The sequence below is a fragment of the Leisingera sp. CC-HEC093 genome (assembly GCF_059429195.1).
In genome coordinates, this window is the sequence record NZ_JCAIJR010000001.1 from 566,164 (window position 1) to 578,579 (window position 12,416).

A 12,416-nucleotide genomic window follows, 5' to 3' on the forward strand; every position below is an offset into this window, starting at 1 on the left:
AGGGGCACCGCGCTGTCAGAGCTCCTCCCCGGCCAGGCTGGCGCGGATCCGTTCCGCCGCCCGGGCCGCGCGCTGTCCGGCAAGCCCAGCGCCGGCCCGGGCCTCAAGCGCAGGCAGGGCTGCCGCCGCCGCGGCGCCGATGCTGCCCAGGGCGTTGGCGGCCTCCTTGCGGACAAAGGCAGAGGGGCTGTCCAGCAGGGCGGTCAGTTCAGGCACCGCGGGTGCCGCGGCGGGGCCGAACAGGCCCAGCGCCTTTGCCGCCTGCCGCTGGGTGCTGGCGTCGGCCAACGACAGCTCTGCCCGGAGGCTTGCCACCGTTGTCCCCGGCGGCAAGGCCGCAAGCCGCAGACCGTCCGACAGCCGCCGGTTCAGATGCTGGCTGGTGCCGGTCCAGCGCAGGATGAAAAAGTAATCCTGCACAGCGGCGGGAAGCGCGGCGGTGCTGTTGCCGCTGTGCCAGCGCTCGACCATGGCGCGCGCGGCCCGGAGCTCGCCCTGAAGCGCCAAAACCGAGGCCGCAACCGGCAACAGTTCCTTGGCCTGGGGATTGCGGCCCAGCGCTGCCTGCAGAACACTGGAGGCCTGCGGCAATTCCCCCATCGCGAAAAGAGCCGCAGCTTCGAACAGCGCATAGTGGCTGGGGTGCTTGGGATCGAGCCGCATGGCAGCACGCACAAAAGCCAGGCCCTGCTCCGGCTCCCCGGCGGCAATCAGCGCCCAGCCCATGGTCAGATGCGCCTCCGGGTCGCTGGGCTGAAGAGAAATGGCCCTGGCCGCCGCCTGCCGGGCCTCAAGGGTGCCCCGGCTGCCGCCGTAAACGCCTTCCCAGTCCGGCAGGTTCAAGAGCACCATCGCCCGGATGACGTGCCTGAGAGGTGTATCGTGCCGGGCAGCCTCGCGCAGGTATTTGTAAAACAGCCCGATATGCGTCTGTCCGGTACCTGCGGCGTAGCCTTGCCAATGATGGAGGATATGCGGGCGCAGATGCGCCATCGCCAAAAAGGCCCAGGCGCGGCCGTAGCCGGGATCCAGCGCCACCGCGTGCTCAAAATATGGGATCGCGGCCAGATTGTCCTGCTCATTGAACCGCGCATAGAGCTCCCAGCCCTGCTGGAACGCCTCGCGCGCGGCGATGGTGGCGGTGTCCACTTGCTCTATCCCGGTGCGCACTTCTGCATCCAGGGGCAGTTCCAATGCCTGGGCGATCTCCAGTGCGACACGGCTCTGGATCGAGAAGATATCCTCCAGCGCGCCGTCAAAACGTTCCGCCCAAATCAGCTGCCCGCTGGCGGTGTCGGTCAGCCGGATGTTGGCCCGGAAGGCCGCGCCGCTGCGGCGCAGGCTGCCGTCCACCACATAGCGCACACCCAGCTCCTCGGCGAATTGGGCGGCGGTGATCTCCTGCCGTTGATAGGCAAAGGAGCTATTGCCTGAGATCACAAACAGGCCCGAAATCCGCGACAGGTCTGTGATCAGGTCCTCAGAGAAACCATCTGCCAGCATGGCATTGCCGCTGCCGCCTGTGGAATCGGCAAGCGGCAGCACGGCAATGGAGGGCAGATCCGGCAGCGGTAAGGCCATGCGCGCCTGCACTGCCTGTTCCGGGGCCGGGGCCCGCTCTGGCCCCCATGGCCGCGGCCCGGTCCACAGGAAGGCCGCGGCGGCGGCCATGGCGGCCACTGCGCCGAGCGCAATCGCCAGCCGGACCCGCGGGCCCGCGGCGCGGCCGGCGACGCCCGGTTTACGGCTGCCCTTGCGGACCCGGTACGCCCTTACCGGCTCCGGCATGTTCTTGACCTTCTGCAAGCCCATAGGGACGAAATCCGCGGTTATGCTGCGGCGGGCATAGCTGACCACGGCCTGGGACGCGGTGATGCCGCCGGGCTCTGCCAGGGCTTCCAGCCGGGCCGCCGCATTGACACCGTCGCCCAGGATATCATCGCCGCTGGAGATGACATCGCCGACGTTGAGGCCGATGCGCAGCAGGATGGCGCGGTCCGCCTCAATCCCGGCATTGCGGGCCAGCAGCCGGTCCTGGATGCTGAGCGCGGCGCGCAGCGCATCGACAGCGCTGCGGAATTCGATCAGGAAACTGTCGCCGGCGGTATTGGCGATCCGGCCGCCATGCCGCTCCGTCAGCGGCTCCACCACCTCGCGGCGGATGGCGCGGAGCGCCGCAACTGTGCCCTCCTCATCCGCTGCGGTCAGCCGGGAATAGCCCGCCACATCTGCGGCCAGGATCGCTGCCAGGCGGCGATTTGAGCGGCTTTTCATGGGCTTGGAGTGTACCAGTTCCGCAACGGTCTGGGAACCGGCTTCAAAACCGGTGTTACCCCGCCAGCAGCCGCAACCCCTGGGTCACGTCGGAGCGCACCGCCAGGCGCAGGCCGGGTTCGTCACCGGCCTTAAGCGCGGCGATGATCAGGCGGTGGTTCTGCGGCGGGTCGGTGCGGCGCAGGCGCCCGTAGAGCGCGCGCATAGTGGGGCCGAGCTGCAGCCAGACGGTTTCCGCCATCGCCAGCATGGCGGGCGCCTGGGCGCGCAGGTAGAGGGTGCGGTGGAACTCCAGATTGGTGCGGATATAGCCCACCGCGTCGCGTTTGGAGACCATTTCGGCGACGTTGGAATTGATTGCCTGCAGCCGGTCGATCAGCGCCATATGGGCGCGCGGCAGAGCACGGCTGGCCAGTTCCACCTCCAGGAGCGCGCGCAGAGCGGCCAATTCCTCGATCCGCTCGTTGGTAAGCTCGGGCGTGGTCACCCGGCCCGAGGAGGACAGGAACAGCGCGCCTTCTGCCGCCAGCCGGCGCACCGCCTCGCGCGCGGGGGTCATCGAGACGGCAAATTCGCTGCCGATGCCGCGCAGGGTGAGGGCAGCGCCCGGGGCGATGTCGCCGTGCATGATACGGGTGCGCAAGGCCCGGTAGACGCGGTCATGGGCCGGGGCGGTAGCGGTTTCCTGGACAGGGCGGGCTGTGGTGGTCATAGTGGCATGTGATCACAAAATCCGCCACGGTCAACCGTGCAATTGCGCGCGCCTTCAGGGGCGGCCGGTAAGCCCCGCCAGGCTGAGGCCTGCACGCAGTCCCCTGCGCGGTGCGGCGGCGGAATAGGGAAAGCCCGCGGCCCCCTGATCCACCGTCAGCGGCGCCCCTTGGAGCCGGGCGCAGGCTGCGGCGGCAGCGTCGAAATTGCCTAGTGCAGCGAGGCTGGCGCAATGCAGCACCAGGGGCAGCTGCGCCGCGGGCTCCAGCGCCAGTGCCTCCGCGGCGGCGGCGGCGGCTTCCTCCTCGCGGCCCGCAGCCAGGTGCAGGGCGGATTGCACGGTCAGGATCATCGGCTGCGGCACCGGCTCAAGCGCACGGACATGGGCAAGCACCTGCCCGGCTGCATCCCCCTGGCCGGCCAGATGCAGCAGCCAGGCACGCATGAGCTGGGCCGGGGCATCGTTGGGCGCCGCTGAGGCCAGCCTCCCTACCAGCTGCTGCGCCTCGGCGGTGCGGCCCGCAAACTGCGCCGCCAGCGCCCGTATTTGCAGCACCAAAGGCTGCGGGGCCAGACCCTCGGCCATCTCATCGGCCTGCGCCGCCCGCTCCGGCAGCCCGACCGCCGGGCCGGTCACCAGATCCAGTGCCCACCAAGCGGCAAGCGCCTGCGCATCCGGCCAGTCCGGCGCCAGCCGCTGGGCCCGCCGCAGCGCCGCTTGCGCGCCGCTGCGGTCGCCTCGCGCCATCAGTTCACGGGCGGCGGCCAGTTGCAGGACAGCACCGTCGCCCGCCTCGGCTCGGGCAATCTCCGGCGGCGGCTTGCCGAAATAGCGCAGGATGCGATCCGCCAGGCTGGCTGCGGCGCCGGTGAGTGTTTCCTGCGGCTGCGGCGGCAGGATGCTGTGCGGCGCGGCCCCGCCCTGGCTGCCGCTGCTTGGGCCGACCTGCAGGATGTCCAGCCGCACCCCCTGCTGCAGCGATCCGGGCAGATGGCCAACGACCACAAAATCCGCACCCAGCAGCGCCGCCGCCTCCTCCGGCAGCAGCCCCGCTGCCGCGCGGGCACTGTCGGGGGCGATGATGCGGACACCGCCGGCGGGTGCGAGGCTGCGGATCACTTCGCCGGACAGAGCAGCGGCGGTTGCGGGCGGCACCTCAGCCGCGGTGAAGGGCAGGATCGCGATCACCGGGCTGCCCTCAAACGCTGCGGCGGCGGGCTGGCCCGGTGCCGGGACGGCGCCGCTGGTCTGCCGGGCGGCGTAGTTCCAGCCCCAAAGCCCTGCAGCCGCGGCGGCGGCCCCCAGGCAACCGGCCAGCAGCAGCACCGCAGACCGCATGGCCCCTGACGGCGCGGCCTGCGCCGGGTCCGGTCCTTTCGGCGGCAGAGTGCCGCGGCGCAGGGATGGAAGCGAGGTCAGCTCCTCGCCCAGGAAATAGACCTGAACCGGGTCCGGAATGTTCTTGACTGCATGAAGGCCGAAATCCTCGAAATCATAGGGGATGCGGTTGCGGAGCTGATCATAAGCGGCAGCCGACAGCGCCACGCCGCCGGGGCGGGCGAGGCTTTCGAGCCGGGCGGCGATGTTCACCTCGTCGCCGAACACATCGCCGCGGGCGATCAGCACCTCGCCCAGGTTGATGCCGATCCGCAGCTGCAGGTGCCGGGTGCGCGCAGCGTCAGACTGGATCTGCGCCGCCGCCTCCACCGCGGAGATCACGCTGGGAAAAAGCGCCAGCACCCCGTCGCCCATCAGCTTGATTATCCGGCCGCCGTGGCGGCGGATAGCGGGAGTGATCAGGCTCTGCTGCTGGGCCAGCACCTGGTTCAGAGTGCCGGCCTCGTCCTCGGCCATCATGCGGCTGAAGCCGGCGACATCCAGCATGAAAATGGCGGCAAGGCGTCTTTGCGGCTTGTCTGACACGGGGCGGGCCTCTGGACCGGGAAACTGGCAACAGCAACTGGCGCCAGCTTAGCCCGCGCATCCGCAGGGTCAAAGCACTGGTTTTATTCGCCGAAACGGTAGCGGTGCAGGCTGGCGCCGTTTTCACGCAGCCAGGCGCGCTGGTGCTGCCAGCACCCGTGGATGCGTTCCACCGTGTCCCAGAAGGCCCGCGAATGGTTCATTTCCTGAAGATGCGCGACCTCATGGGCGGCGACATAGCGCAGCACCGCGGGCGGCGCCAGGATCAGCCGCCAGGAATACATCAGCCCGCCATCCGCGGTGCAGGACCCCCAGCGCGAGCGGGTGTCGCGCAGCGTCAGGCGGCTGTAGCCCCGGCCCAGCCTGGCGGCATAGAAGTCTGATGCCTCAGCCAGCCGGTCGCGCGCCAGCTCCTTGAGATACCGCTGCAGGGGCCGTCCCGGGTTGGGCCCCGGCACCGCGACACGGCCGGCATCAAGCCGGGTGCGCCGCCCCTCTGCGCGTTCTATCACCCGGTCCTGGCCGTCAATCGGCAGCACCGTGCCAAAAGCCGCCTCGACGCTTTGGGGATGTTTCGCAAGATGCGCACGGATCCAGTCCGCCTTTTCCTCGGCAAAGGCCAGCGCCGTGCGCTCCGGCAGGCTGTGCGGCAGCGTCAGCGTCACCCGCCCGTCCAAGGAGGAAATCCGCAGGCTGATGCGCCGCGCGCGGCCCGACCGCCGCAGCGTCAGCGGCACTGGCGGCTCTCCGGGCAGATGATAGTCGTCCATGCGCGCCTCCCTTTCCGGCAAAGGCTTTGACAGTGCCCCCCTCATATGGCAAGGCACCGGAATCGTCGATACGACTCACCAGTAAATCAAGGGGATCCACATGCCCAAGGAAGAATGGGGTGTAAAGCGCGTCTGCCCCACCACTGGCAAGCGCTTTTATGACCTGAACAAGGACCCGATCGTCAGCCCCTACACGGGCGAGATTGTCGAGCTGGATACCGGCAAGACCCGGATGATCGAAGCAGATGCCGAAGACGCGGCCACCCTGAAGGCCAAAGAGAACCTGGACACGGATGGCGTGGTCCTGGACGATGAGGAAGACGTCGATGTCGATCTGGGCGATGATGTCCTGGATGATGACGATGATGACGACAACGTCTCGCTGGACGACATTGCCGACATGTCGTCGCCGGAGGACGATTCCTGAGGTTGTTCAAGCTGTTCGGGGAAGCCTCGTGCCTTCCCCGGACTGCTCTCCGGCGGGGGCCGGAAAAAAATTGAACCCCGGCGCATTTTCCGCTTGCAGCCCGCGCCGCCGTCCCGTAAACGACGCTCACACCGCAAGACGGACCGCACCGGAAACGGAACGGACACTGAAAAGCGGACAGGTTTGGGGCCTTAGCTCAGCTGGGAGAGCGCCTGCATGGCATGCAGGAGGTCAGCGGTTCGATCCCGCTAGGCTCCACCAAATCTCAAAATGAAAAGCACCAGATAGTTCTGCCTTTCTCGTCAGAGAATTTGCCCCTGTCGCGCAGACAGGTGCTATTTTCCCTACGAAAATACATGCTGCTTTGATCCGCGCCTTTTCGGCGTGTTGATCGCTTCGCAGCCCTCCCCTCTGTCAAAACCGAGGATGGCCCATGAGCGACCATTTCTTCGTCGTGACGGGCGGCCCCGGTGCGGGCAAGACCAGCCTCATCACCGAGCTTGCCTGCCGCGGCATCCGCACGATCCCCGAATCCGGCCGCGCGATCATTCGCGAGGAGATGCAGAGCGGCGGAGCCGCCCTCCCCAGGGCGGATCGCATGTCCTTTGCGGAAAGGATGCTGGAGCGGGACCTGCGCGCCCACAGCGCCGCACAGGCGCTCTCGGGCCCCGTGATCTTTGACCGGAGCATTCCTGATATCATGGGCTACCTGACCCTCTGCGGCCTCCCTGTGCCACCACAGGTCGCCGCTGCCGCCAAGGAGGCGCGCTACAACGACCGCGTCTTCCTCGCGCCGTTCTGGGATGAGATCTTCACGCAGGACACCGAACGCAAGCAGACCCGCGCCGAGGCCGAAGCAACCAGTGCCGTCATGCGCGAAACCTACGCCGCCCTCGGAGGCCTTGTTGCACAAATCTTTCGAGGGATTCACTGCATGAATCCAGCATGATAGCTGGGAGGCATGAGCAGTTGGCCCCCTACGAAGTACAAGACCACGAATTGGTCGGCTTACAATGAAGCGCTGAGGCGGCGCGCTTCGCTGACGGTGTGGTTTGATCCCGAGAGGGGAATTGACGAGGAAACGCTGGAGGTCAGAGCCCTGGAGATCACCGGCAGCAATATCGGTGACGCGCCCATACTCCCGGGACTGCTGGACCAGATCGAAGCGGATCAGGGCATCGCATCGGTCACCGCCGGCGGTGCTTGCGATACCCGAAAGTGCCACGAGGCAATCGCTGCCCGAAATGCCGCCGCTGTCATACCGCCACGCAAGAACGCAAAGCCTTGGAAACCAACGAGTCCCGGCGCCGCCGCCCGCAACGAAGCGCTGCGAGCCTCGAAGTGCTTGGGCCGCGCCATCTGGCGACGGTGGAGCGGCTACCACCGCCGGAGCCGTGTCGAAAGCAAGATGAACTGCATCAAGCTGCTCGGCCAATCCCTGATGGCCCGAGACTTCGAGCGCCAGGTCGCCGAGCTGCAGGTTCGTATCGCCGTGCTGAACGGCTACACCGCGCTTGGCATGCCTGTTACGCGGCCCGTGGAATAAGTCTATCCGGGGAAAGGGGAGCTGCGTTCAGCCCCCGATTTGTGCAACAAGGCCGCTCACGGCGATAAGCGAGAGCAACAACGTCTTCCGTGGTGATTTGGCTTCGTGCAAATTCGGCAACTAAATCAGGGCGATCTTCAAGGAGTTTACGCCCTTCAGCGTCCGGCATGTAGACTAAGCGCAGATCAGCCTCGTTGACGTTGAATTTGCCTTGACGAGGAATTTCCAGGCGGCGAATGTTTTGCAAAAACTCCAGCAGTTTTGAAATCTGTTCGCCATATAGCACGACCTGTTCACCCATCGGGTTGCCGGTTTTGGTACTCCACCATTGGATGTGAAGATGCGTGATACCCCGCCCGTCCTCGAAAAACCGAGCCTTTATTTGTTGGATGCCAGTATCCGTTTCGTGAAGAACGAACTCGTCACCATCCTTAATAAGTTCTTTCAAAGGGCCAGCCTCGAGCCGCTTCCAGCCATGACGATAAACTGTATCTCGACGTGGGTAACGAAAGCCCTTTGAAATATAGAGCCTGTGTGGAACGCGATTGACGGCATACTCAAATTCCTCAAAATCGATTGGTGGCATGAACTGCTCCGAAATCCTTCCTCACATTGAGCCTACAAGCTGAAGCTGTACTGCCGCAAGCCGAGCCTACAGCTCTCCTTCCTGCCTTTTCTGCTTAATTTTGAATGTGATCGCGGACGAGACCGCGATCGCTTGCACAGAGGTTAGTCGCGCCTCCGCTCCGCTCTAGCGCGCCTGGCATTTTTCATTTGATTGGTCCGCCTGCCATCCGGCCGACAATCTGAACACGGGTTCTAATGCCGCTGCGCGTCAGCCTCCACGGAGAAATCCGGTTCCTCCCGCGCCTGGCGCGGGCCCCTCCCAATTTCACCGCTCCGGCCCCGTGTGTCAGATCACCGTCCGGCCGCAGTCCGGGCTGCGCCCACCCTGCATTGCCCTCCGGAAGACACGAGGTCTTCCGAACTTAAAATCAGGGAAGGCTTCGCCACTGGCGGAACAGGAGGCGCGAGCGGAGATGTTGGAGACACGAAAAAGGAAAGGTTTTGCCATTTAGGATCCGCTAAGCCTTTGATTTCAAGCAGTGGAAAACTCGTGATCGCACTAGTATTTCCTTTTGCGACCCATAGACTTGCCATCGGCAGAAGCGGATCTTTTCGGCCAGCGCCGTTCAAACTTGGTCAGGAGCATATTTTACAATGCTGAGTGCCAGGCGCGAGCGACAGCTCAGCGCAGATAGCGCCATTTGCAAACTCGGCCGTTTGAAGCAACCAGGTGAGGTTTTACGCTGCGGCGCGGCCCGCCGTTCCGGTCGTTCGCTGCGACTGCGAGGTTTTGCAGCCGGTGAGCTCACATAGTGCGGGACCTTGCTGCTCTCTGTTTGCGGGATCGTCAAGTGCGGGTTCTATTGCCGTTCGGGGTCCTGGTTCTCTACGAAGTCGGTGTTTCCGCTTCCTGATGGCGTCCGGGAGCTGACCAGCCAGAATGTCATTCGCGAAGTGAGCAACGTGCCCCTTCAACCGCTTATGACTGGCTTGATCCGCCGCCGTCCCGAAGGACGCTGAACCCGCCCTGTCTCTTGTGGGCGGGATCTCAGTTGGTTGTCAGGTGATAAGTTCCTTTTCCGGTTCAAAGACTGTCTGGTCGCGCCAGATGGACATCATGACGACGGCGAGTTTTCGGGATGCCGCGACAGCAGCTTTCTTGAAGCCCTTCCGATCTTGCAGCCTCTTGGCCCAAGCGCGCAGCTTTGATGGCTTTCTGACCTGGGTGATTAAGGTGGTGGCCGCGGAGTAGAGCAGTCTGCGCAGATCACGATCTCCGCATTTTGATATCCGGCCGGACCAGTCCATGTCTCCGGATTGGTGCCGCCGCGGCGTGAGGCCGAGAAAGGCGCCGACGTCCCTTGATCTCCGGAAGCGGCCTGCGTTGTCGAGGGTTGCGATAAAGGACAGCGCGACGACGGGCCCAACGCCCGGGACGGTCATGAGACGGCGGGCAAGGCCGCTTTGGCGCGCGATGAGCCTGAGATCGCCGTCCATCGCTTCCGCGGCTGCGCACAGCGCCCTGTGGATCGGGATGAACATATCCGCCATCAGGCCGAGCGCCGGGTCGGCCTGGCCTGCCTCGGCGAGCTGGTCGCGGAAGCCCTGCCGCAGGTTTGCACGGCCTACTGAACCCATACAGACCCCGAAAACCTTCAGCACGCCTCGAACATGCGCTTCAAGGTCCTTGCGCATCCTGATCAGGCGCTCCCGTGCGCCAATGAGCACGCGAACCCGCTCCGACGCCTCGCTTCTGATGTGAACCCGGCTGAACCAGCCGGTGCGGGCCAGATGCGCCAGCCCTTCGGCATCACCGGTATCGGACTTGTTGATCCGCCCAGACAGCGCCTTGTGCGCCAGGCGGGCATCAATGCAGATGATCGGAAGGCCGCGTTTCTCCAGCTCGCGGGTGAGCCAGATGCCAGGATGCCACTCTCATGCACCACCCGCTCGGGCTTGGCGGAATGTTCGGAAATAAACGATGCAATCTCGTCCGGATCCGAACTGGTTTCGCCGCGCGCAAGCACCTCGCCAGCTTCATCGACAACACAGATCGACACGGATTTGACGGACACGTCCAGACCAACATAATGCAACATGGCCGTTCTCCTTCACGGCTGGTTTTGCTGAGGCCGATCTTACCGGACCTCGTTCGCCCTGGGAGAGCAGCCGCCGCAAACACATCATGTCATTCGCTGCGGGTGCAGCCTGGGCAACGTAGAGTGTCCGCTTTGCGCAAAGAGTAACTCTTGCAAAGCGTAACGAGCGGCCCTGTGCCGACTTTGGTGACCCTTCAAACGAGCGGTCGGTTTGCCCCAATGCAGGCCTGAGAAGCGCGGAATAGAAACTTCGCAGAAACGACGATCTAGCGCCGTATTTTGACCGCTATTGTTGTGGTATATTACAATACTTGCTGCTATTCCTACATGTGACATTTTATGACCAAAATCAGATTAATCTCCATCGCAGTGATTATTACTGCTGCCTTTATCTATTCCTCAGGACAGTTTGGTGTGAATGCCGAACTAAGGGCATGTCGATCCAAGGACAAGTCAGAGGCTCAGATTGTCGCCATTTGCACTGCACTGCTGGAGCGCGATGATATAGGAAATGAAAATCGTGCAAAGGCATTATTCCGCCGTGCATATAGAGTAGAGCCAAATAATCCGTCACAGGCTGAGGCTGATTATCTCGCTGCTCTTCAAATTTGGCCTGATTGGAAGGCTCCACTCAACAACCTTGGTGTGATTTACTTAAACAAGGATGATCCGGGAACTGCACTTCAATACCTAAACAGGGGTTTGGATGTTAGGCTCTGGACTCATTGAGTTTCAAAGCCAGTAGATAACGAGGGCTGCAAGCGCGATTGCTGACAGGAAGACTTTTGGGCATCTGTCGTATCGTGTCGCAACCCGCCGCCAGTCCTTCAGCCTGCCGAACATAATCTCAATGCGGTTGCGCCGCTTATATCGGCGTTTGTCGTATCTGATGGCTTTCTTGCGCTGCTTTCGACCGGGGATGCAGGCGCGTATCCCTTTGTCTTTCAAAGCTTCTCTAAACCAATCGGCATCATACCCGCGATCTCCGAGAAGCCATTGGACGTCAGGCAGGCCACTCAGCAGCGCCTTTGCACCGGTGTAATCACTGACCTGTCCGGCAGTCACGAACAGGTTCAGTGGACGCCCCTGGCTGTCACAGATTGCGTGCAGCTTAGTGTTCATGCCGCCCTTAGTGCGCCCGATCAGGCGCCCACGCCCCCCTTTTTAACCCCAAGACTGGAGGCCGTACGGTGTGCTTTCAGGTAAGTTGCGTCGATCATCACAGTCTTTTCCTCACCGTGATCAGCAGCCAGACCGGCCATCATCTGGGCAAAGATGCCTTTGTCGCTCCACCGCTTCCAACGATTGTACAAGGTCTTGTGCGGGTCGTAATTTTTGGGCGCATCACGCCAGCGCAAACCATTGCGATTGATGAAGATAATTCCGCTCAGAACACGCCGGTCATCAACACGCGGCTTACCGTGGGACTTCGGAAAATAAGGCTCAAGACGGGCCATCTGCGCGTCCGTCAGCCAGAAAAGATCAGACATATCACCGCTCATTTTTCGAACTGTGAATCACGCCACCCACCGGAAATCAATGGGTCCTGACCCTAGGTTTCTTGCCCCTCGACCGAATGTATGCTGGCACGCCACGTAGAATAAACAGATCCGTTAGTGCATCGATGACCTCGTTTGCGTTCAGCTTCCGCTTCACTCGGACCGCAAGGCATTCCCGGCTGTACTCGTCCAGAATGTTCAATGTTCTGAAGGCCCTGCCGTCGCCCATTGGGCTAGAACCAATGGCGCCTCAATGGGTAACTCCGTTCGGTGATGCACAGCGGCATCCCGAACAGCACCTTCAAAGTCAGACAGGCCTGGATCGCCGCATCGCTGAATTGGCACTGGCGACCACGCATGCCTGTTGGTGGCGGCGTCCAGATCATCTCGGGATCAAACCATATCGACAACGATCGGCGCTGCTTCAACGCTGCATTGTACAAAGGCCAGTTCGTGGTCTTGTACTTCGTAGGGGCCCAACTGCTCATGACCCTCCAGCTATCACGCTGGATTCATACAGTGAATCTCTCGCACGATTTGTGCAACAAAGCCGCCTCCGGAAGCATCGTTCCGTGGCGCTCCGCGTTGACGCCCTGCCC

At 63.2% G+C, this 12,416-nt stretch carries 10 protein-coding genes, 1 tRNA gene and 3 pseudogenes; 5 read left to right on the forward strand and 9 right to left on the reverse strand.

Features of this window, described 5'->3' with window-relative positions; translation table 11 throughout:
• Positions 1–15: 15 nt before the first annotated feature.
• The 4 genes from AC5STB_RS02785 to AC5STB_RS02800 form a co-directional block, all read right to left on the reverse strand.
• Positions 16–2,274, reverse strand: a complete 2,259-nt coding sequence (locus AC5STB_RS02785) for a tetratricopeptide repeat protein (protein ID WP_495441465.1) — start codon at positions 2,272–2,274, stop codon at positions 16–18.
• Positions 2,275–2,329: 55 nt separating this feature from the next.
• Positions 2,330–2,986, reverse strand: a complete 657-nt coding sequence (locus tag AC5STB_RS02790) for a GntR family transcriptional regulator (RefSeq protein ID WP_495441466.1) — start codon at positions 2,984–2,986, stop codon at positions 2,330–2,332.
• 54 nt (positions 2,987–3,040) lie between these two features.
• Entirely contained in the window at positions 3,041–4,870 is a 1,830-nt protein-coding gene (locus AC5STB_RS02795; protein ID WP_495441467.1) for an adenylate/guanylate cyclase domain-containing protein, read from the reverse strand.
• A gap of 122 nt (positions 4,871–4,992) precedes the next feature.
• Positions 4,993–5,679, reverse strand: a complete 687-nt coding sequence (locus tag AC5STB_RS02800; RefSeq protein ID WP_495441468.1) for a M48 family metallopeptidase — start codon at positions 5,677–5,679, stop codon at positions 4,993–4,995.
• 100 nt (positions 5,680–5,779) lie between these two features.
• On the opposite strand from AC5STB_RS02800, the gene AC5STB_RS02805 reads away from it, so the two are divergent.
• The 4 genes and pseudogenes from AC5STB_RS02805 to AC5STB_RS02820 form a co-directional block, all read left to right on the forward strand.
• A complete protein-coding gene (locus AC5STB_RS02805) occupies positions 5,780–6,106 on the forward strand; it encodes a TIGR02300 family protein (protein ID WP_495441469.1) in 327 nt (108 codons plus the stop codon).
• A 185-nt stretch (positions 6,107–6,291) separates the two neighbouring features.
• Positions 6,292–6,367: transfer RNA gene (locus tag AC5STB_RS02810), tRNA-Ala, on the forward strand.
• Between the two features lie 172 nt (positions 6,368–6,539).
• Positions 6,540–7,055 carry an AAA family ATPase gene (locus AC5STB_RS02815; protein ID WP_495441470.1) on the forward strand — a complete coding sequence of 172 codons (516 nt, stop codon included), beginning with the start codon at positions 6,540–6,542 and terminating at the stop codon, positions 7,053–7,055.
• A gap of 114 nt (positions 7,056–7,169) precedes the next feature.
• Positions 7,170–7,652: pseudogene (locus AC5STB_RS02820) on the forward strand (IS5 family transposase); the annotation flags it as partial.
• Here AC5STB_RS02820 and AC5STB_RS02825 read toward each other — a convergent pair.
• Together AC5STB_RS02825 and AC5STB_RS02830 are read right to left on the reverse strand one after the other, a co-directional pair.
• A complete protein-coding gene (locus AC5STB_RS02825) occupies positions 7,633–8,238 on the reverse strand; it encodes a hypothetical protein (RefSeq protein ID WP_495441471.1) in 606 nt (201 codons plus the stop codon). The pseudogene AC5STB_RS02820 and the gene AC5STB_RS02825 sit on opposite strands and share 20 nt — an antisense overlap.
• A 1,040-nt stretch (positions 8,239–9,278) precedes the next feature.
• Positions 9,279–10,139, reverse strand: coding sequence for an IS110 family RNA-guided transposase (locus AC5STB_RS02830; protein WP_495444552.1), 861 nt, complete (start codon positions 10,137–10,139; stop codon positions 9,279–9,281).
• 518 nt (positions 10,140–10,657) lie between these two features.
• Between AC5STB_RS02830 and AC5STB_RS02835 the strand changes: the two genes are divergently transcribed.
• Positions 10,658–11,047: a hypothetical protein gene (locus AC5STB_RS02835; RefSeq protein WP_495441472.1), complete on the forward strand. Its 390-nt coding sequence runs from the start codon at positions 10,658–10,660 to the stop codon at positions 11,045–11,047.
• A 3-nt stretch (positions 11,048–11,050) separates the two neighbouring features.
• Here AC5STB_RS02835 and AC5STB_RS02840 read toward each other — a convergent pair.
• The 3 genes and pseudogenes from AC5STB_RS02840 to AC5STB_RS02850 form a co-directional block, all read right to left on the reverse strand.
• A protein-coding gene (locus tag AC5STB_RS02840) for an IS5 family transposase (protein WP_495441473.1) occupies positions 11,051–11,808 on the reverse strand; the annotation gives its coding sequence in 2 pieces (ribosomal slippage) (positions 11,051–11,484 and positions 11,484–11,808; 759 coding nt in all).
• A 79-nt stretch (positions 11,809–11,887) separates the two neighbouring features.
• Positions 11,888–12,040 (reverse strand): annotated as a pseudogene (locus AC5STB_RS02845) (IS3 family transposase); the annotation flags it as partial.
• 55 nt (positions 12,041–12,095) lie between these two features.
• Positions 12,096–12,305, reverse strand: a pseudogene (locus AC5STB_RS02850) (transposase); the annotation flags it as partial.
• Positions 12,306–12,416: the final 111 nt, after the last annotated feature.

Bases quoted from the DNA above. Each gene is read 5' to 3' on its own strand.
- AC5STB_RS02800 (WP_495441468.1), bottom strand. From the start codon at position 5,679: ATGGACGACTATCATCTGCCCGGAGAGCCGCCAGTGCCGCTGACGCTG.
- AC5STB_RS02835 (WP_495441472.1), top strand. From the start codon at position 10,658: ATGACCAAAATCAGATTAATCTCCATCGCAGTGATTATTACTGCTGCC.
- AC5STB_RS02790 (WP_495441466.1), bottom strand. From the start codon at position 2,986: ATGACCACCACAGCCCGCCCTGTCCAGGAAACCGCTACCGCCCCGGCC.
- AC5STB_RS02825 (WP_495441471.1), bottom strand. From the start codon at position 8,238: ATGCCACCAATCGATTTTGAGGAATTTGAGTATGCCGTCAATCGCGTT.
- AC5STB_RS02785 (WP_495441465.1), bottom strand. From the start codon at position 2,274: ATGAAAAGCCGCTCAAATCGCCGCCTGGCAGCGATCCTGGCCGCAGAT.
- AC5STB_RS02795 (WP_495441467.1), bottom strand. From the start codon at position 4,870: ATGCTGGATGTCGCCGGCTTCAGCCGCATGATGGCCGAGGACGAGGCC.
- AC5STB_RS02815 (WP_495441470.1), top strand. From the start codon at position 6,540: ATGAGCGACCATTTCTTCGTCGTGACGGGCGGCCCCGGTGCGGGCAAG.
- AC5STB_RS02805 (WP_495441469.1), top strand. From the start codon at position 5,780: ATGCCCAAGGAAGAATGGGGTGTAAAGCGCGTCTGCCCCACCACTGGC.